General features: G+C 71.5%; 19 protein-coding genes and 1 tRNA gene. 11 read left to right on the plus strand and 9 right to left on the minus strand.

Annotation, left to right across the window (positions count from 1 at the left end):
* Window positions 1-89: 89 nt before the first annotated feature.
* Entirely contained in the window at window positions 90-767 is a 678-nt protein-coding gene (gene phoU / locus ACZ4TV_RS07225) for a phosphate signaling complex protein PhoU (protein WP_468131613.1), read from the minus strand.
* 217 nt (window positions 768-984) lie between these two features.
* Here phoU and phoR point away from each other — a divergent pair, with 217 nt between their 5' ends.
* Both phoR and phoP read left to right on the plus strand, forming a co-directional pair.
* Entirely contained in the window at window positions 985-2,184 is a 1,200-nt protein-coding gene (gene phoR, locus ACZ4TV_RS07230) for a two-component system sensor histidine kinase PhoR (protein WP_468131615.1), read from the plus strand.
* A gap of 50 nt (window positions 2,185-2,234) precedes the next feature.
* Entirely contained in the window at window positions 2,235-2,906 is a 672-nt protein-coding gene (phoP, locus tag ACZ4TV_RS07235) for a two-component system response regulator PhoP (protein ID WP_465270294.1), read from the plus strand.
* A gap of 126 nt (window positions 2,907-3,032) precedes the next feature.
* Here the strand turns inward: phoP and ACZ4TV_RS07240 are convergent, their stop codons facing one another.
* Window positions 3,033-3,707: a DUF461 domain-containing protein gene (locus tag ACZ4TV_RS07240; protein WP_468131617.1), complete on the minus strand. Its 675-nt coding sequence runs from the start codon at window positions 3,705-3,707 to the stop codon at window positions 3,033-3,035.
* A gap of 603 nt (window positions 3,708-4,310) precedes the next feature.
* Between ACZ4TV_RS07240 and ACZ4TV_RS07245 the strand changes: the two genes are divergently transcribed.
* From ACZ4TV_RS07245 to ACZ4TV_RS07270, 6 genes are all read left to right on the plus strand, one after another.
* Window positions 4,311-4,793, plus strand: a complete 483-nt coding sequence (locus ACZ4TV_RS07245) for a CarD family transcriptional regulator (protein ID WP_003953493.1) — start codon at window positions 4,311-4,313, stop codon at window positions 4,791-4,793.
* 286 nt (window positions 4,794-5,079) lie between these two features.
* Window positions 5,080-5,826, plus strand: a complete 747-nt coding sequence (gene ispD / locus ACZ4TV_RS07250; protein WP_468131620.1) for a 2-C-methyl-D-erythritol 4-phosphate cytidylyltransferase — start codon at window positions 5,080-5,082, stop codon at window positions 5,824-5,826.
* Window positions 5,816-6,328: a 2-C-methyl-D-erythritol 2,4-cyclodiphosphate synthase gene (gene ispF / locus ACZ4TV_RS07255; protein WP_468131622.1), complete on the plus strand. Its 513-nt coding sequence runs from the start codon at window positions 5,816-5,818 to the stop codon at window positions 6,326-6,328. Before ispD ends, ispF begins: the two co-directional genes overlap by 11 nt.
* 93 nt (window positions 6,329-6,421) lie before the next feature.
* Window positions 6,422-7,822, plus strand: coding sequence for a cysteine--tRNA ligase (gene cysS / locus ACZ4TV_RS07260; RefSeq protein ID WP_468131624.1), 1,401 nt, complete (start codon window positions 6,422-6,424; stop codon window positions 7,820-7,822).
* A gap of 97 nt (window positions 7,823-7,919) precedes the next feature.
* Complete coding sequence (gene rlmB / locus ACZ4TV_RS07265) at window positions 7,920-8,891, plus strand: 23S rRNA (guanosine(2251)-2'-O)-methyltransferase RlmB (protein ID WP_468131626.1); 972 nt, start codon at window positions 7,920-7,922, stop codon at window positions 8,889-8,891.
* 227 nt (window positions 8,892-9,118) lie between these two features.
* Window positions 9,119-10,645 (plus strand): DoxX family membrane protein, encoded by a 1,527-nt coding sequence (locus ACZ4TV_RS07270; RefSeq protein WP_468131628.1) that lies wholly within the window; start codon window positions 9,119-9,121, stop codon window positions 10,643-10,645.
* Window positions 10,646-10,825: 180 nt separating this feature from the next.
* Here the strand turns inward: ACZ4TV_RS07270 and ACZ4TV_RS07275 are convergent, their stop codons facing one another.
* The 3 genes from ACZ4TV_RS07275 to ACZ4TV_RS07285 form a co-directional block, all read right to left on the minus strand.
* Window positions 10,826-11,593 (minus strand): nucleotidyltransferase family protein, encoded by a 768-nt coding sequence (locus ACZ4TV_RS07275; RefSeq protein WP_468131630.1) that lies wholly within the window; start codon window positions 11,591-11,593, stop codon window positions 10,826-10,828.
* Between the two features lie 28 nt (window positions 11,594-11,621).
* The gene (locus ACZ4TV_RS07280; RefSeq protein WP_468131632.1) at window positions 11,622-12,035 is read right to left on the minus strand and encodes a hypothetical protein; all 414 of its coding nucleotides are present in this window, start codon (window positions 12,033-12,035) and stop codon (window positions 11,622-11,624) included.
* Window positions 12,036-12,227: 192 nt separating this feature from the next.
* Window positions 12,228-13,316, minus strand: coding sequence for an ABC transporter ATP-binding protein (locus ACZ4TV_RS07285; RefSeq protein WP_468131634.1), 1,089 nt, complete (start codon window positions 13,314-13,316; stop codon window positions 12,228-12,230).
* A 227-nt stretch (window positions 13,317-13,543) separates the two neighbouring features.
* Here ACZ4TV_RS07285 and ACZ4TV_RS07290 point away from each other — a divergent pair.
* Window positions 13,544-13,621: transfer RNA gene (locus ACZ4TV_RS07290), tRNA-Thr, on the plus strand.
* 87 nt (window positions 13,622-13,708) lie between these two features.
* Here ACZ4TV_RS07290 and ACZ4TV_RS07295 read toward each other — a convergent pair.
* Both ACZ4TV_RS07295 and ACZ4TV_RS07300 read right to left on the minus strand, forming a co-directional pair.
* On the minus strand, window positions 13,709-15,091 hold the full coding sequence (locus tag ACZ4TV_RS07295) for an NAD(P)/FAD-dependent oxidoreductase (RefSeq protein ID WP_468131636.1): 1,383 nt from the start codon (window positions 15,089-15,091) through the stop codon (window positions 13,709-13,711).
* A gap of 84 nt (window positions 15,092-15,175) precedes the next feature.
* A complete protein-coding gene (locus ACZ4TV_RS07300; RefSeq protein ID WP_468131638.1) occupies window positions 15,176-15,574 on the minus strand; it encodes a VOC family protein in 399 nt (132 codons plus the stop codon).
* A gap of 77 nt (window positions 15,575-15,651) precedes the next feature.
* On the opposite strand from ACZ4TV_RS07300, the gene ACZ4TV_RS07305 reads away from it, so the two are divergent.
* Window positions 15,652-16,560 carry an aminoglycoside phosphotransferase family protein gene (locus ACZ4TV_RS07305; protein ID WP_468131640.1) on the plus strand — a complete coding sequence of 303 codons (909 nt, stop codon included), beginning with the start codon at window positions 15,652-15,654 and terminating at the stop codon, window positions 16,558-16,560.
* A gap of 26 nt (window positions 16,561-16,586) precedes the next feature.
* Entirely contained in the window at window positions 16,587-17,063 is a 477-nt protein-coding gene (locus ACZ4TV_RS07310; RefSeq protein WP_468131642.1) for a GNAT family N-acetyltransferase, read from the plus strand.
* Window positions 17,064-17,381: 318 nt separating this feature from the next.
* On the opposite strand, the gene ACZ4TV_RS07315 is transcribed toward ACZ4TV_RS07310, so the two are convergent.
* Window positions 17,382-18,563: a methyltransferase domain-containing protein gene (locus ACZ4TV_RS07315; protein ID WP_468131644.1), complete on the minus strand. Its 1,182-nt coding sequence runs from the start codon at window positions 18,561-18,563 to the stop codon at window positions 17,382-17,384.
* Window positions 18,560-18,706 (minus strand): hypothetical protein, encoded by a 147-nt coding sequence (locus tag ACZ4TV_RS07320; protein ID WP_468131646.1) that lies wholly within the window; start codon window positions 18,704-18,706, stop codon window positions 18,560-18,562. The genes ACZ4TV_RS07315 and ACZ4TV_RS07320 overlap by 4 nt, the downstream gene beginning before the upstream one ends.
* Between the last annotated feature and the right edge of the window lie 7 nt (window positions 18,707-18,713).

Below are 18,713 nucleotides of genomic sequence, written 5' to 3' on the forward strand. Positions count from 1 at the left end.
CGCGTCAACGGCGCATTGGGGCTCGGCGTCGCCCGGGGGCTCGGCGTCGCCCGGGCTCGGCGTCGCCCGGGCTCGGCGTCGCCCCGGACTCAGACGCCCTCGACCTGGGTCGGGTGCTGGAGGTCGTCCGCGTGCTCACCCGTCACCAGGTAGACCACGCGCTTGGCCACCGACACCGCGTGGTCCGCGAAGCGCTCGTAGTAGCGGCCCAGCAGCGTCACGTCCACCGCCGTCTCGATGCCGTGCTTCCAGCGGTCGTCCATCAGGTGCTGGAACAGCGTGCGGTGCAGCTGGTCCATCTCGTCGTCGTCCGTCTCCAGCTGGAGGGCCAGATCGACGTCCTTCGTGATGATGACCTCGGCGGCCTTCGCCATCAGCCGCTGCGCCAGCTGCCCCATCTCCAGGATGGTGGCGTGCAGGTCCCGCGGCACCGCCGTGTCCGGGAAGCGCAGCCGGGCGAGCTTCGCCACGTGCTGGGCCAGGTCGCCGCTGCGCTCCAGGTCGGCGCTCATCCGCAGCGAGGTCACCACGATGCGCAGGTCGGTGGCGACCGGCTGCTGGCGGGCCAGCAGCGCGATGGCGCGGGCCTCCAGGTCGTGCTGGAGGTCGTCGACCTTCTGGTCGGCGGCGATGACGCTCTCGGCGAGCTTCAGGTCGGCGTCGAGCATGGACGTCGTGGCCCGCCCGATCGCGGAACCGACGAGCCGGGCCATCTCGACCAGGCCTTCTCCGATCGAGTCCAGTTCCTCGTGGTACGCGTCGCGCATGTCTCGTGTCCCTCTCTCGACCTACTACTGCGGTACTGCCCGGGGGCGGGCCGGGGCGGCCATCGGCCCCACGTTGACACCGTGAGCCGCAAACGCGTCCGACTCCGGCACCACAAGTGAATCAACCCCGTCTCCAGGGTGAACTCTGGGCGACGACTGTTCGAGGTGCCACCCGAACGGCTGTGGAAGTGTCGTCGGCCCTGCTTAACCTGGATCCATGGACGTGAACGCGGCGGTCGCCGCAGCTGCTGCGATCGCCGGTCTTTGCACCGGCGTCATCGCCATGCTGGCGTTCCGCTGGAGCGAGCGCGACCAGGCCCGCCCCACCCGGAGCTCCATGCGCCCCGACATCAATGCGGTGCTCCCGCCCGGCGTGGACACCGTCCTCTCCGTGCTGCGCTCCTCCGCCGTCGTACTGGACGAGGGCGACGCGGTGGTCAAGGCCAGCTCGGCGGCGTACGCCCTCGGCCTGGTCCGCGGCGGCAAGCTCGCCGTCGAGCCCATGCTCCACATGGCCCGCGACACCCGCCGCGACGGGGAGATACGCCAGGTCGAGCTGGACCTGCCCCGGCGCGGCACCGGCCGCGGCGAGGCCCTCGCGGTGTCGGCGCGCGTCGCCCCGCTCGGCTCCCGCCTCGTCCTCCTCCTGGTCGAGGACCTCACCGAGGCCCGCCGCATCGAGGCCGTACGCCGCGACTTCGTGGCCAACGTGTCGCACGAGCTGAAGACCCCCGTCGGGGCGATCTCCCTGCTCTCCGAGGCCGTCATGGACGCGGCGGACGACCCGGAGGCGGTCAGCCGCTTCGCCGGCCGCATGCAGATCGAGTCCACCCGGCTGATCAACCTCGTGCAGGAGCTCATCGACCTCTCCCGGGTCCAGAACGACGACCCGCTGGAGGACGCCGAGCCCGTACGCGTGGACACGCTGGTCGCCGAGGCCATCGACCGCTGCCGCCACACGGCGTCCTCGAAGCAGATCACCATGGCCGCGGGAGGCACCGCCGACCTGCGCGTCTGGGGCAACCGCGGACAGCTCGCGGCCGCCCTCGGAAATCTCGTCGAGAACGCCGTCAACTACAGCCCCGCCCGCACCCGCGTCGGCATAGCCGCACGCAGGGTCGCGGCCCCTGGGGGAGACTTGATCGAGATCGCCGTGACCGACCAGGGCATCGGCATTCCGGAAAAGGACCGCGAGCGCATCTTCGAGCGCTTCTACCGCGTGGACCCGGCCCGCTCCCGTGCCACGGGAGGAACGGGCCTCGGCCTTGCGATCGTGAAGCACGTGGCGGCCTCGCACGGCGGGGAGGTGTCGGTATGGAGCTCGGAGGGCCAGGGTTCCACCTTCACCCTGCGACTCCCCGAAGCAGCCGCGCAGAGCCCGGCGGCGACACCCCGCACCCACCCGACCCCTGCCTGAACCAGAACCGCTCCAGCCATCCCTGCCCCGGAGGTCCTTCCGTGACCCGAGTGCTCGTCGTCGAGGATGAGGAATCCTTCAGCGACGCCCTGTCCTACATGCTCCGCAAGGAGGGCTTCGAGGTCGCCATCGCCGCGACCGGGCCCGACGGGCTCGACGAGTTCGAGCGCAACGGCGCCGACCTCGTCCTCCTCGACCTGATGCTCCCCGGCCTGCCCGGCACGGAGGTCTGCCGGCAGCTGCGCGGCCGCTCCAACGTTCCCGTGATCATGGTGACCGCCAAGGACAGCGAGATCGACAAGGTCGTCGGGCTCGAAATAGGAGCCGACGACTACGTCACCAAGCCCTTCTCCTCGCGGGAGCTGGTCGCCCGCATCCGCGCGGTCCTGCGCCGCCGCGGCGAGCCGGAGGAGGTCACCCCGGCGGCCCTGGAGGCGGGCCCCGTACGGATGGACGTCGACCGCCACGTGGTCACCGTGGCCGGCGGCAAGGTGGACCTGCCGCTCAAGGAGTTCGACCTGCTGGAGATGCTGCTGCGCAACGCGGGCCGCGTGCTGACCCGCATGCAGCTGATCGACCGGGTCTGGGGCGCCGACTACGTCGGTGACACCAAGACGCTGGACGTCCACGTCAAGCGCCTGCGCGCCAAAATCGAGCCGGACCCGGGCGCGCCGCGCTACCTGGTGACGGTGCGCGGCCTCGGCTACAAGTTTGAGCCGTAAGCCGAGCCGTAGGCCGAGCCGAGCCGTACGGGAAGGGCCCCCAGCCGCTGATGCGGCTGGGGGCCCTTCCCGTATGCGTACGTGTACGTGTACGTGTACGTGTGCGGCGCTACGCCGTCACCTGCCTCAGTGGCCCGCGGCGTGCGAGGCGGAACCCGAGGGCTTCCCGGACGGGCTGCCCGAGGCCGCACCGGTGGCCGCGCCGGACGGGGAACCCGACGGGGAGCCCGAGGGCGAGCCCGCGGGGCTGCCGGACGGCGCCGCGGGGCCGGCGGCCGGCGCCGCGGCGGTCGGGCCGAAGCCCGCGTACATGCCGTTGCCCGGGACCACGAAGGCGTCCAGCTCGACGCCGCCCGTGCTGCTCAGCTGGAAGACGACCTTCTGCACGTCGCCGTTCTTGGCGGCCTCGGAACCGTTCTCGATCACGGCGGAGGGGTTGCCCTTGCCGCCGAGCACCACGGAGCCGCCGGCAGGCACGGTGATCTTGCCGGAGCCGCCCTCGGCCGGCTTCAGGACGACCTTGCCCTTGCCACCCGCGAGGGTGATGCCGTCAAGGGTCTGCGGCTTGGTGCCGGAGTTGAAGACCGTCGCCGAAACCGCCGCGGGCCCCTTCTTGTCCTTCTCGCCCTGGGTGATCACCAGAGCGTTCTGGATCATGATCTCGCCCTTGGTGACGGCGGCGTTGTCCGGCTTGATCTGGAGGGTCTGCGCGTCGTTGCCCGCACCGCATGCGGCCAGCGAGGCGATCGAGAACACGACGGCAGTGGCGGCGAGGGCGCCGCGTCGAAGGCTGCGGCTCACGGCGGCGGCAACTCCTTGGACGAACGGAAGGGGAGGGTGGTCGCTCGGAACGGCCGAGGTAAAGCCGCTCTAAGGGTGTGTCAGCGCGCTTAGGTTACCGAGCCGCCACCCCGCCCCCGCACCCGACCCTCCGCAGCGCGGCCGCCGCCCCGGGGCCGTCCCGCGATCTTGCATTCCGCTCGGCGCTCACCTCGCCGATCATGTGACGCCCGCATATCGCGCGTAACGCGTGCCGTGGGGCACCCGTTGATCAATTTCCGGATTCCGCTCGAAGGCCGCTCCGTGATCAATTACAGGATTGGGCCGGAACGCGCGCCGTGCGGGCGGCCGCCAGTCGAACGGAGTAGTTCGGTTTCTCGACTCCGAACCCGGCAAAACGGGACGTACGCCACACTGATGGGAGTGCCGGGCAGGTGTAGCGTGGCCCTTTCGCCCGGTCCGCGCAGCGCCCCCGACCTGCGAATACCCCCTTCCGCAAGCCCTTCGCAGCACGTTCCTGTTGCTGTTGTCAAGCCCCGAGATGTGCCCTGACCTGCGAAAACGCCATTCATAACGGTCAGTTCTCGTGTTACCCTGGATAGCCACGGAAGGGGTACCTGTCACATGACGTTCAAGGTTGGCGACACCGTGGTCTATCCCCATCACGGGGCCGCGCTGATCGAGGCCATTGAGACTCGTCAGATCAAAGGCGTGGACAAGACCTACTTGGTGCTCAAGGTCGCCCAGGGCGACCTGACGGTTCGTGTGCCTGCGGACAATGCGGAGTTCGTCGGCGTTCGCGACGTAGTCGGCCAGGACGGGCTGGACCGGGTCTTCGAGGTGCTTCGTGCACCGTATGCAGAAGAGCCGACGAACTGGTCCCGGCGCTACAAGGCAAATCTGGAGAAGCTCGCTTCTGGCGATGTCATCAAGGTCGCCGAAGTGGTGCGTGACCTGTGGCGTCGTGAGCGTGAGCGCGGGCTTTCCGCGGGTGAGAAGCGCATGCTCGCGAAGGCGCGCCAGATCCTGGTGAGCGAGCTCGCGCTCGCTGAGAACACGAACGAGGACAAGGCCGAGGCCCTCCTCGACGAGGTGCTCGCGTCCTGACGCGAGGCCCCGTGCACAGTTCGGTGCACAGTTTGCCGCGGTGCCCGCTGACAAGGTCTCTCCTCCACGAGAGACCTGTTGCCGGGCGCTGCGGCATGTCTGTATCCACACCTCTCCGCATGCGCCACCTCGCCGGCACCATCACGCCACTGGCCGCGATGGCGTGCCGGATCCGGGCAGCCTGCTCGACCGGTCTCACGGAAGGGGCGAGGGCGTCGCACCCGGCACGCTTCAGGCCATACCCATGTCGGCCGAAGTCACAAACCTGGCTCGGAGCTACCTACTGATGTCTGACGTAACGCGCCCCCACCGCACCGCCGCGGTGATCCCGGCCGCCGGCCGCGGGGTACGCCTCGGCCCCGGCGCCCCTAAGGCCCTGCGGGCCCTCGGCGGTACCCCGATGCTCGTCCACGCCGTCCGCGCGATGGCCCGCTCCCGCGCCGTCTCCCTCGTGGTGGTCGTCGCCCCGCCGGCCGAAGTCGCCGAGGTGCGCCTCCTCCTGGGCGAGCACGCGCTGCCCGAGCGGACCGAGCTCCTCGTGGTCCCCGGCGGAGACACCCGCCAGCAGTCCGTACGGGCCGGCCTGGACGCGCTGCCGCAGGACGTCACCTCCGTACTCGTCCACGACGCGGCCCGCCCCCTCGTACCCGTGGACACCGTGGACTCCGTCGTCGAAGCCGTACGCGCCGGAGCCCCCGCCGTGGTGCCCGCGCTGCCCCTGGCCGACACCGTCAAGGAAGTCGAGCCCGGCAAGCCGGGCGAGTCCGAGCCCGTCCTCGGCACGCCCGAGCGGGCCCGGCTGCGCGCCGTGCAGACCCCGCAGGGCTTCGACCTCGCCACCCTCCGGCGCGCGCACGCCGCGATCGCCGTCGACGGCGAGGGCGCCACCGACGACGCCGGAATGGTGGAACGCCTCGGCGTCCCCGTCGTGGTGATCCCCGGCCACGAAGAGGCCTTCAAGGTCACCCGGCCGCTCGACCTGGTCCTCGCAGAGGCCGTACTCGCCCGCAGGAGGGCCACCGATGGCTACTAGTCCCGAACGCCCCGACGCCCCCCTGATCCCGCTCGTCGGCATCGGCACCGACGTGCACGCCTTCGAGGCCGGCCGCGAGCTGTGGTGCGCCGGCCTGCTGTGGGAGGGCGAGGACGGCCTCGCCGGGCACTCCGACGGCGACGTCGCCGCGCACGCCGCCTGCGACGCCCTCTTCTCCGCCGCCGGCGTCGGCGACCTTGGCGCGCACTTCGGCACTTCCCGCCCCGAGTGGTCCGGCGCCGCCGGTGTCACCCTCCTGGCCGAGGCCGCCCGCATCGTCCGCGCCGAGGGCTTCGAGATCGGCAACATCGCCGTCCAGGTGATCGGCGTACGCCCGAAGATCGGCAAGCGGCGCGAAGAGGCGCAGAAGGCGCTCGCGGCCGCCGTCGGCGCCCCCGTCTCCGTCTCCGGCACCACCACGGACGGACTGGGCCTCACCGGCCGGGCGGAAGGGCTCGCCGCGATCGCCACGGCCCTCGTGTACTGGACGAACCGGGCCTGAGCACCCGTAGCGAGGGCACATCTTCGGCAACAAAGGTGCCCCGCGTGCCCAAAGGGCGCGGGGCACTGCTACAGGCGCACTACCCTGGATGCCGTGACTATTCGCCTGTACGACACCAGCGCCCGGCAGATCCGTGACTTCACCCCGCTCGTTCCGGGCTGCGTCTCGATCTACCTCTGCGGCGCCACCGTGCAGGCCGCCCCGCACATCGGGCACATCAGGTCCTACCTGAACTTCGACGTCATGCGCCGCTGGTTCGCCTACCGCGGCTACGACGTGACCTTCATCCGCAACGTCACGGACATCGACGACAAGATCATCGCCAAGTCCGTCGAGCAGGGCCGCCCCTGGTGGTCCATCGGTTACGAGAACGAGCTCGCCTTCAACACCGGCTACGACGCGCTGGGCTGCCTGCGGCCCACCTACGAGCCGCGCGCCACCGGCCACGTCCCCGAGATGGTCGAGATGATGCGCGGCCTCATCGAGCGCGGTCACGCGTACGAGTCCGAGGGCAACGTCTACTTCGACGTGCGGTCCTTCCCGGGCTACCTCGCGCTCTCCAACCAGGAGCTCGACAATCTGCTCCAGCCCTCCGGCGAGGGCGAGACCGGCAAGCGCGACCCCCGCGACTTCGCCATGTGGAAGTCCGCCAAGCCCGGCGAGCCCTCCTGGGAGACCCCGTGGGGCCGCGGCCGCCCCGGCTGGCACCTGGAGTGCTCCGCCATGGCGCACAAGTACCTCGGCGAGGCCTTCGACATCCACGGCGGCGGCCTGGACCTGATCTTCCCGCACCACGAGAACGAGATCGCCCAGGCCAAGGCCTTCGGCGACGAGTTCGCGAAGTACTGGGTCCACAACGCCTGGGTCACCATGTCCGGCGAGAAGATGTCCAAGTCCCTGGGCAACTCGGTGCTCGTCTCCGAGATGGTCAAGCAGTGGCGCCCGATCGTCCTGCGCTACTACCTCGGCACCCCGCACTACCGGTCGATGATCGAGTACAGCGAGGAGGCCCTGCGCGAGGCGGAGTCGGCCTTCGCCCGGATCGAGGGCTTCTGCCAGCGCGTCGTCGAGAAGGCCGGCGGCCCCGTCGAGCCCGCGGCCGAGGTCCCGCCCGCCTTCGCCGAGGTCATGGACGACGACCTCGGCGTCCCGCAGGCGCTCGCCATCGTCCACACCGCGGTCCGGCAGGGCAACAGCGCGCTGGCCGCCGACGACAAGGACGCGGCCATCGCGCGCCTGTCCGAGGTGCGCGCCATGCTGGGCGTCCTCGGTCTCGACCCGCTGGACCCCCACTGGGCCGGCGAGTCCGACCGCGGTGAGGACCTCCACGGAGCCGTGGACACCCTCGTACGCCTCGTCCTGGACCAGCGCGAGTCCGCGCGGGCCCGCAAGGACTGGGCGACCGCCGACGCCATCCGCGACCAGCTCCAGCAGTCCGGACTGGTCATCGAGGACAGCCCGACGGGCCCGCGCTGGACGCTCGGCCCCCGCTGAGCCCCGCGGCAGCCGAACGTGGTGTGCTGCCCGGCGTCCCGGGCGGCACACTCTTCATACGTACATATCGCAGCATCAACGAAAACAGGTAGAAGTCATGGCCGGGAACAGCCAGCGCAGGAACCGCCGCACGTCCAACAAGAAGGGCGCGACGGTCGGCAGCGGTGGCCAGCGGCGCAAGGGCCTGGAGGGCAAGGGCCCCACGCCCAAGGCCGAGGACCGCAAGAAGCACAAGGCGAACCGCATCAGCAACGCGATGGCCCGCCAGGCCGCCAAGCGCCGCCCGGCCCCGCGCCGCGGCGGTCCCAAGGGCACCAGCGAGATGGTCGTCGGCCGCAACCCGGTCTTCGAGGCACTGCGCGACGGCGTCCCCGCCACGACGCTCTACGTCCAGCAGTTCATCGACAACGACGAGCGCGTCCGCGAGGCCCTCCAGCTCGCGTCCGAGCGCGGCAACATCAACCTGATGGAAGCCCCGCGCCCCGAGCTCGACCGCATGACCAACGGGCTCAACCACCAGGGCCTGGTCCTCCAGGTCCCGCCGTACGAGTACGCGCACCCCGAGGACCTCACCGCGGCCGCGTACGACGACGGCGACGACCCGCTGATCGTCGCTCTCGACGGCGTCACCGACCCGCGCAACCTCGGCGCGATCGTCCGCTCCGTCTCCGCCTTCGGCGGCCACGGCGTGGTCATCCCCGAGCGCCGCGCCGCCGGCATGACCGCCGGTGCCTGGAAGAGCTCGGCCGGCACCGCCGCCCGTACCCCGGTCTCCCGCGTCACCAACCTGACCCGCGCCCTCCAGGAGTACAAGAAGGCCGGCATCGCCATCGTCGGCCTCGCGGCCGAGGGCACGCACGAGGTGCAGGACCTGGAGGCGCTCGGCGGCCCGGTCGTCATCGTCGTCGGCTCCGAGGGCAAGGGCCTCGGCCGCCTCGTCGGCGAGAACTGCGACTACCTCGTGCGCATCCCGATGCCGGGCGGCGCCGAGTCCCTCAACGCCGGTGTCGCCGCGGGCGTCGTGCTCTACGAGGCCGCCCGCCGCCGCGCGGTCCGCGGTCGCGTCTGAGCCGTTCGCCGAGCGGCTGGTCCGGCCGGCCTACTCGGGCCGCTCGGGCCGCTCGGGCCGTCGGGCCGCTCGATGAATGCGCTTGATCTGTTGATCCAATTGGCTCACGGAGAGTGACCCGTGAGCGTGCCACCCCGCCCGTTTCGGGCGGGGTGGCTTGATCTTGACGGGCCTCGGACAGATCCCTGATGTCAAGGCAGTGTCCTAAACACCCATCACTCGGTTAGATGAGTGTGGACACCAGAACGCCAGGTTTCGACGACCAGCCCGCGCTGAGCATGGTCAAGGTGCCGTGCGACCCCGCACAGGTCATCGTCAACCACGCCAGCTTCCGCGTGCGGCTCGCACCGAGCCCGAGCGCGCGTTCCAAGCCCGCGAAGGCCCCCGGCCGCGCACCCGTCCTGGGCGGCGCCGTGGTCGCCGCCGCCGGGGCCACCCGCCGCAGAGCCCCCGTGGTCTGGAGCGGCAAGTCCGGCGCCGGTGACACCGCGGCCATGGGCGGACTCCTCCAGGCCGTACGCGAGGCCGGGCGCGGCCACGACGACTACGACGGCGGCGCCACCCAGGTCATCCCGCGCATCGACCTGGCCCACGACCTCGCCGACGACACCCTGGCCACCCCGGCCGTCATCGGCCAGCAGCGCAGCTACGGCGACCCCGCCGAGACGCGCCCGCTGGCCGCCGTACGGGACCTGCCGCACGAGCCGTACCAGTCCTACGGGTCGTACGAGGAGCCGCCCGGCTCCGGGTCCGGGGCGGAATCCCGGCGGGCCGGTCCCGACACGCGCGGCCAGGCCTCGTACTACCCCGGCCGCCGGATGAACCTCGGCGTCGTGCTGCTCCCGCTGCGCGTCTTCCTCGGCTTCATCTCCATCTACGCCGGCATGGGCAAGCTGTGCGACCCCGTCTACTTCGACGGCGGCGAACGCGGCTCCATGGTCACCTGGCTGCACACCCTGCACCCCTGGGCACTCGCCGAGCCGCTGCGCGACTTCGCCCTCGCGCACCCGGTCGGCGCGGGCCTGAGCGTGGCCTTCCTCCAGGTCATCGTGGGCGTACTGACGGTGTTCGGCCTGTGGCAGCGGTTCGCGGCCTCCTTCGGGGCGCTGCTGTCCGCCGCGCTGCTGATGACGGTGAGCTGGAAGACCGTCCCGGCCTACGACGCGCCCGACATCATCTACCTCGCCGCCTGGAGCCCGCTGATCATCGCGGGCGCCCCCGTCTACTCCCTCGACGGGCGGCTCGCCGGCGAGGCCTGGCGGACCCTCGGGCCCCGCTCCGAGATCTGGCGGCTGCGACGGCGCGTACTGCGCCGCGGGGCCGTCATGGCCAGCGTCGTGTGCGGGCTCACCCTGCTCATCGGCTCCCTCCTCGGCGGCGCCGTCCGCTCCACCACCGTGGTCACCGTCCCCGGGCCGGGAGACGCCCCGAGCAACTACCTGCCGGGCCGCCCCCTGCCGCAGACCCCCGCCCGGCAGCAGCCCACGCAGCAGCCGGCCAAGCCGGCGTCCCCCTCGGCCTCCGCCTCCGAGCCCGCCGCGAAGTCCGGGAAGGGCGCGTCGGCCGGGGCCACCCGGGAGACCGCGGGGACGGGCTCCGAGTCGCCCACCGCGACGAAGGGCACCACCGGCCGGCAGACCCCGCGCAGCACGCCCCGGCAGTCGACCTCGCCGAGGACGCCGACCACCTCGGGGAGCACGAGCGGAGGGACCGCGACGAAGCAGCCCGGCCTGATCGGCGGGCTCATCGGCTAGCCACCACCCGCACGGAGGACCGGGGCCCGGCGCGCACGAGCGTGCCGGGCCCCGCCGTGTGCGCTGGTTGCGCTACGTGCGCCGGTTGCGCCGCGCCGCGTGCGCCGGGCGCTCTGGCGTGCTGGGCGCGCCCAGCACCGTACGAACGGGTGCCGTGTGCCGTGTGGCCCGTGAAGGGCTTCAGGGGCCCGTCTGCGCCGCCAACTCCCGTGCGGCCTCGGTGAGGTCCTTCGCCGTGTCGATCGCCCGCCAGTAGGCCCCCTGCGGCAGCGGGAAGCCCGCCAGGCGCCGTTCACGCGCCAGGCGCGGGAACGTGGTGCGCTCGTGATCCCCGAAGTCCGGGAGCAGCGAGGCGAATTCGGGCCCGAACACGTACACCCCGGCATTCACCAGGTAGGGCGACGGCGGGGCCTCGATGAAGTCCAGTACCTGCCCGAACTCATTGGTCTCCACCACGCCCCACGGAATGCGCGGCCGGGCCAGCGCCAGCGTCGCCACCGCCCCCCGCTCGGCGTGGAAAGCGGCCATCTCGCGGAGCGAGAAACGGGTCCAGACGTCTCCGTTCGTCGCGTACCAGGCCCGGTCGGGATGCGGGAGCTGCCGCGCCGCGTGCTTGAGGCCGCCACCGCGCCCCAGCGGCTCCTCCTCGACCACCGTCGTCACGCGCAGCGGCAACCGCGCCCCGGCCAGCCACTCCTGGAGCACCCCGGCGAGGTGCCCGCAGGAGACGACGGCGTCCGTGACCCCCTCGGAGGCCAGCCAGGCCAGCTGGTGCCCGATGATCGGCAGCCCCGTCCCGGGGATCTCCACCATCGGCTTCGGACGGTCGTCCGTGTACGGACGCAGCCGCGCACCCTGGCCGCCCGCCAGGACGACTGCCTGGGTGGGGGCGGCGGGGAACGCGGCTGCGGAGGGAGCGGGCGGAGCGGATCGGTGGTCGTCGGTCATGACGGCCAGCGTAGGGACGCGGCGGGTGTCAGCCCATGGAGGCGACGCCGGACGCGTACGAGGTGTCGCACACGGGGCGGGCGAAGGACTGCGCCTTCGTCGGACCGTACGCGTCGACGGCGGCCCGGCCCAGCGCCCGCGCGATCTCGCCGCAGCGCCCGGCCAGCGACGGCCGCTTGTTCACCTCCTGCTGGAGGTGCGTGAGGACGTCACCCGGCTCCTGACCCTGCTGGATCTCACCGACGAGCTTGTCGCGCAGGATCTCGTGCGGGGCGCGCGGCTTGGCGGGGACGGAGACGTCCTCGGCGGAGGCGGTCAGGACCTGGGAGGAGGAAGTGTCCGCCCAGGGGACCATGGTGACCGCGAGCGTCCCGGACAGGACCAGGACGACGGGCAGGACCAGGGCGAGGGATCGGCCGATACGGCGGGCAGTGTGGGTCACGAGGGCGAGAGTAGCGCTCGGTGAAGATTTGGCGACATTTAGTCACCCTGACGAGGGACGGTTCGACGTGGCTTTTCGAATCGCGGGTTGACGGCCGGGGCTGAATGGCCCGGTCTGCCGGGGTTCCCGCCGGGCCAACCCACGGCGAAGGGGCGCCCCTTGAACGGAACGCCCCTCCACACCACTGCCTGCCTAGTCGGACAGCCGCTCGCCGGACGAGGTCGAGAACACGTGCATCTCGCCGGCTCGCGGCACCACGTGCAGGCTGGAACCCTTCTCCGGCACCTGGCGACCGCCCACGCGGACCACGAGGTCCTGCGAGCCCTCGGCGGCCGCGGTGGAGCCGTAGACGTAGCCATCGGCGCCGAGTTCCTCGACGACGTTCACGACGATGGTCAGGCCACCGGTCTCGGCGATGTCGAAGTGCTCCGGGCGGACGCCGACCGTCACGGTGCGGTCGCCGGCGTCGGCCGCGGCGGACAGCGCCTCGCGCGACACCGGGACGACGCTGTCGCCGAACTTCACGCCGCCGTCGGCGATCGGGACCTCGACCAGGTTCATGGCCGGCGAGCCGATGAAGCCGGCGACGAAGAGGTTCGCGGGGCGGTCGTACATGTTGCGCGGGGTGTCGACCTGCTGGAGCAGCCCGTCCTTCAGGACGGCCACGCGGTCGCCCATGGTCATGGCCTCGACCTGGTCGTGGGTGACGTAGACGGTGGTGATGCCCAGGTCGCGCTGGAGCGCCGCGATCTGCGTACGGGTGGAGACGCGGAGCTTGGCGTCGAGGTTCGACAGCGGCTCGTCCATGAGGAACACCTGCGGCTTGCGCACGATGGCGCGGCCCATGGCGACGCGCTGGCGCTGACCGCCGGAGAGCGCCTTCGGCTTCCGGTCGAGGTACTGGGTGAGGTCGAGCATCTTCGCCGCGTCCTCCACCTTCTTGCGGATGGTGGCCTTGTCCTCGCCGGCGATCTTGAGCGCGAAGCCCATGTTGTCGGCGACGGACATGTGCGGGTAGAGCGCGTAGTTCTGGAACACCATCGCGATGTCCCGGTCCTTGGGCGGCAGGTGCGTGACGTCGCGGTCACCGATGCGGATGGCGCCGCCGTTGACGTCCTCCAGGCCGGCGAGCATGCGCAGCGAGGTGGACTTGCCGCAGCCGGACGGGCCGACCAGGACGAGGAACTCGCCGTCCTGGATCTCCAGGTCGAGCTGGTCGACGGCGGGCTTGTCGCCGCCGGGGTACAGCCTGGTCGCCTTGTCGAAGGTGACAGAAGCCATGGTGATGAATCCCTTCTACCGGCAGGAACGTGCCGGACGATCCGAGTGGAAGGTCTAGTCCAGTCGACTGGACTCCGCTCGACGCTACCTGCCGCGACGGCTCCTGTCAGCACCCGGGGCCCGCGGATTGCCGGCCGTGCGCCGGCGCTAACCGATGGCTCGGGGATTCGGGCGCTGTGTAGAGTGATGGCGGCTCTACGCGCAGTGGGTTTGCGGGTGGGTGTCGCGCCTCCTTAGCTCAGTCCGGCCAGAGCAACGCACTTGTAATGCGTAGGTCGTCGGTTCGAATCCGACAGGGGGCTCCATCCCAGGTCAGAGGCTTGTTGGCCAAGGGAATTCGTACGGAAGTGGAAGGTCCCGGGTGATCACCCGGGGCCTTCTGTCGTGCGTGGTCAGTGGCGGCCCGAGATGCGGTCGGCCAGGCGGGCCAGGGGGGTCGTCGTCGGGCGGTGGGTGGCCGTTTCGTGGCGGTCCGCCGCGCGGTAGGCGGCGTAGAGGGCCTGGACGCCGAGCCAGCGGAAGGGTTCCGGCTCCCAGCGGCGGACGCGGTGGCCCACCCAGGGGAGGGTGGTCAGCTCCGTGGAGTCGCCGAGGACCAGGTCGCGCAGGGTGCGGGCGGCGAGGTTGGCGGTGGCCACGCCCGAGCCGACGTAGCCGCCCGCCCAGCCGAGGCCCGTGGTGGCGTCCAGGGTGACCGTGGCGCACCAGTCGCGGGGGACGCCGAGGACGCCCGACCAGGCGTGGGTGATCTCCGTACCGGTGAGGACCGGGAAGAAGGAGAAGAGGAGGTCGCGCAGGGAGTCGATGGTGGCCGGCTGGGTGCGGCCGTCATGGTCCGTGCGCGAGCCGAAGCGGTACGGGACCCCGCGCCCGCCGATCGCGATGCGGTCGTCGGCGGTGCGCTGGGCGTACATGTAGGCGTGGGCCATGTCGCCCAGGACCTCCCGGCCGGACCAGCCCAGCTGCGCCCAGGTCTCGGCGGGGAGCGGGGCCGTGACGATCATCGAGGAGTTCATCGGGAGCCAGGAGCGCTTGTGGCCCTTGAGGGCGGCGGTGAAGCCCTCCGTGCAGCGCAGGACGTAGGGCGCGCGGACCGTGCCGTAGGGGGTGATGGCCCTGCGCGGGGCGATCTCGGTGACGGGGGTGGATTCGTGGATCACCACGCCCAGGCGTTCGCAGGCCGAGGCCAGGCCTTTGACGAGCTTCAGGGGGTGGATGCGGGCGCCGTGCGGGCTCCAGCTGGAGCCGATGGCGTCGGCGATGTCGATGCGGGCGCGGGTGGCGGAGGCGTCGTGGAGCTCGCGGTCGCTCTCGCCGAAGGCGAGTTCGCTGGCGTGGAAGGCCTTGAGGCGGCTGAGCTGGGCGGGGGTGCGGGCGACTTCCAGGACGCCGCCGCGGTGGATGTCGGCGTCGATGCCTTCCTTGGCGCTGACGTCGATGACCTCGGTGACGGTCCGGTTCATGGCGTGCTGGAGGCGGAGGGCGGCCTGCCGGCCGTGGAGCGCGGCGTAGCGGTCGCGGCCGGCCATGCCGTTGTAGAGCCAGCCGCCGTTGCGGCCGGAGGCGCCGTAGCCGCAGAACTTCTGTTCCAGGACGGTGATGCGGAGGTCGGGGGCGGCCTGCTTGAGGTAGTAGGCGGTCCACAGGCCGGTGTAGCCGCCGCCGACGATGACGACGTCGGCCGTGGTGTCGGCGGTGAGGGGTGGGCGGGGTGGGGCGGCCGGGGTGCTGTGGTCGGTCGCGTACCAGAAGGAAATACCGCCGTTGATCGTCATGGGGGAGTTGCTACACCGCGTTTCGCGGGGGTGTCCAGGGAGGACCTGCGGATGTTCCTGGAGCAGGCGGGTCCTTCGGCCGGGTCAGTCCTGGGCCGGCGGGACGTAGAACTCCAGGGCGATGTTGTCCGGGTCCTTGAAGTTGAGGTGGAGTCCGGAGGGGTCCTCGACGATGCCGGAGTGTGCGATGTCCTGCTCGTTCAGCCGGGACTCCCAGGCCTCCAGGGCGGCGCGGTCGGCGACATGGAAGGCGCAGTGGTCCAGTCCGATCCGTGCCGGGTCGAAGGCGTCCGCCTGGTTCGTCGCCTCGTGCCTGCGGAAACCGAGGACGAAGGCGGGGGAGGCGATGGCCATGAACGGGCCGTATTCGTCCTCCACGTCGAGAACTGTCTGTGTGTCAAAAACGCGGTTGTAGAAATCCGCGCTGCGTTTCACGTCGCTCACGGTCAGGGCTACGTGCCCGATTCCAGGGGCCTCAGGCATGAGCGGCCACCTCCTCGTGGGAGTGCGCTGTCTCCCTTCCGATGCTACGCCGGGGGCATGGCTTGTACCGTCGGAGCATGGTGGACATCGGGGAGATTCCGGACGGGCTGGTTCAGGCGCAGATCAGGTACAACGGGGATGCCGGGCGGCAGTTCGTCGCGGCGCTGCCCGCGCGGGCGGCGCATTTCCTGGAGCGGTGGGAGCTGCGGCGCACGGGGCCGGGGATGCACGGGGTGACGGCGCTGGTGCTGCCGGTGGAGCGGGCGGACGGGAGTGCGGCGGTGCTGAAGCTGCAGCAGCCGGACGAGGAGAGTGCGGGGGAGCCGGTCGCGCTGCGGGCGTGGGGCGGGGAGGGTTGCGTACGGCTGCTGGAGCACGACGCGGGTACGGGGACGCTGCTGCTGGAGCGGCTGGATGCGGGGCGGCCCCTGTCGGCGCTCGCGCGGCGCGATGCGCGGCGGGCGGTGGGGGTGGTCGGGGGGCTGTTGGCGCGGTTGCACGCGGTGGCGGCGCCGGCCGGGCTGCGCGGGCTCGGGGAGATCGCCGCCGGGATGCTGGAGGACGTACCGCCGGCGCTGGGGCGGTTGGTGGACGAGCGGGAGCGGCGGCTGTTGCGGCGGTGTGCCGCGGCGGTGGCGGAGGTCGTGGGGGAGCCGGGGGACCGTTTGCTGCACTGGGATCTGCACTACGACAACGTGCTCGGGGGTGGTGGCCGGGAGCCGTGGCTGGCGATCGATCCGAAGCCGCTGGCCGGGGATCCGGGTTTCGAGCTGTTGCCGGCGATCGTGAACAACTTCCGTGCGGGGGAGGTGCGGTGGCGGTTCGACCTGCTGACGGAGGCGGTGGGGCTGGAGGGGGAGCGGGACCGGGCGCGGGCCTGGACGCTGGGGCGGGTGCTGCAGAACTGCCTGTGGGACGTGGAGGACGGGGAAGTGCGGCTGGACGAGGAGCAGTTGGTGGTCGCGCAACTGCTCCTGGAGGGGTGAGCCGCGGGGCGACTTAGGCTGCGGGGATGATCCGTAGCGCTGAAGTCACCGATGTCCCCGTCATTCACGCGATGATCCGCGAGCTCGCGGCGTACGAGAAGGTGCCGCAGGAGGCGCGGGCCACCGAGGAGCAGGTGCGGGAGGCGTTGTTCGGGGAGCGTCCGGCGGTGTTCGCGCACGTCGCGCAGGCGCAGGACGGGGAGGTCGTCGGCTTCTCGGTGTGGTTCCTCTCCTTCTCGACGTGGCGCGGGGTGCACGGGATCTACCTGGAGGACCTGTACGTACGGCCGGGCGTGCGCGGGGGCGGTTACGGGAAGGCGCTGCTGGCGGAGCTGGCGCGGACGTGTGTGGAGCGGGGTTACGAGCGGCTGGAGTGGTCGGTCCTCGACTGGAACGTGTCTGCCGTCGACTTCTATCGGTCGGTCGGAGCGGTGTCCATGGACGAGTGGACCGTGAACCGCCTGACGGACGACGCGCTCCGCAAGCTGGCCGGGGCGACGTGAGCGCACCGGAGCCCTTGCCTCCGATCAGCACCGCGCTCAAGGCGGCCCTCCGCCACCTGCGGAGTGTGCGCGGTCGGCGTCCCGGAGCGTCCTGCACGGATGCTGCATACGCGGCATGGCGGGATGACATTGCTGCGGCTCTGGACAGCCTGGCGGAGCACTTGGAGCAAGCGGAGGACCGCGCCATGGCGCGTGCCGAGGCGGTGGCCGCCCGCGCGGAGGCGGAGCGCTTGCGCGCGTGACTTCGGGCCTCCGCGTTGCTGGAGGCCGGGCCCCGCGGGGCGTCACGACACGCATCCGCGGGGCCTGGCCGTCCGGCTAGCCGACGGCGGGGACCGGGTGCTCCGGGGAGTCGAGCCAGGCCCAGGTGGTGCCGTTACGGTGAACGGTGAGGCCGAACCGCTCGAACCCGGGGCGGCCCTGGTCGTTCCACCAGGCGTACGCGGCCCTCAGCTCGCCCCACAGCTCCCGGGGCCCGGACTGGTAGACCTCGAACTCCTCCGCGCCGGGAACGAAGTCCACCGACGCCCAGGAGGTGACCTTGGTGTCGCGGAGCCAGAGCGTGTAGCTCCCGTCGTCGTACTTCTCCGGGTAGGGGAACATCCTCTGTGTCTGGAGCCCGACGGCGAACATGGAGAGCCAGTCGGCCACGCCCTCCGGGGACAGGGAGGTGGCTGTGCGGCGGCCGTCGGCGGGCCATGGCTTTCCGCCCAGGTACTCCTTCACATGGGTCCGGTGGACGCGATGCTGCCGGAGACGCATGAAGGCGGAGGAGCCGACGAACGGGCCGGACGCGCTCCCGTCCTCATGGATGGTCAGCCGGACCACGGCCTCCCCGCCGTACTCCGTGGCGTACGGGGAGACGATGATCCCGCCGGGCCGGGTCTGCCGGATGATCTCCGTCGGGATCTCCCGCAGGGAGGCCGTGATCAGCACCCGGTCGTACGGGGCGCACGCCGGCCAGCCCTGGGAGCCGTCCCCGACCACGGCCACGGGGTGGTAACCGGCGGCGTCCAGGCGGGTGCGGGCGGTGGCCGCGTTCTCCGGGTCGAACTCGATGGTGGTCACGTTCTCCGCCCCGACCCGTTCGGCCAGCAGAGCTGCGTTCCATCCCGTCCCCGTGCCTACTTCCAGGACCTTGGCGTCCGCCTGGACGTCCAGGGCCGCCAGCATGGAGAACACCATGGTGGGCTGGGAGTTGCTGCATGTCGGGACCTTGCCACGCCCGGGTCCCAGGTGGTTCCCGTCGTCCCACTGGGTGGTCAGGGAGGTGTCCGTATAGACCGCGCGGAGCCATGTCTCCGGGTCGGTCCGGCGGTCGATGCTCGCCACCGGTCCGCCGTCGGCGGGGCCAACTCCGGGCCAGATCACATCCGGGACGAACGACTCCCTGGGCACCGCCCGGTAGGCGGGGAGCCAGTCGAAGGTCAGGGCCCCGGCATCCATGAGCCGGGAGGCCAACCCCTGGGGGCCGGCCTCCGTCGTGGCGCGTTCCGTCACCGGGTACCGCTGCCCTTCGTGTCGCTGTGCCCGGAGTCCTGGCCCTCCGACCCGCCTCCGCCGTGCCCGGCGCCCGACTGGCCGTCGTCCTGCTGGCTTCCGCCCTGACCCGAGCCGGTGCCTCCGCCGTGCTGTCCGCCCATGAACGTG

Source organism: Streptomyces sp. NPDC028910 (genome assembly GCF_055564955.1).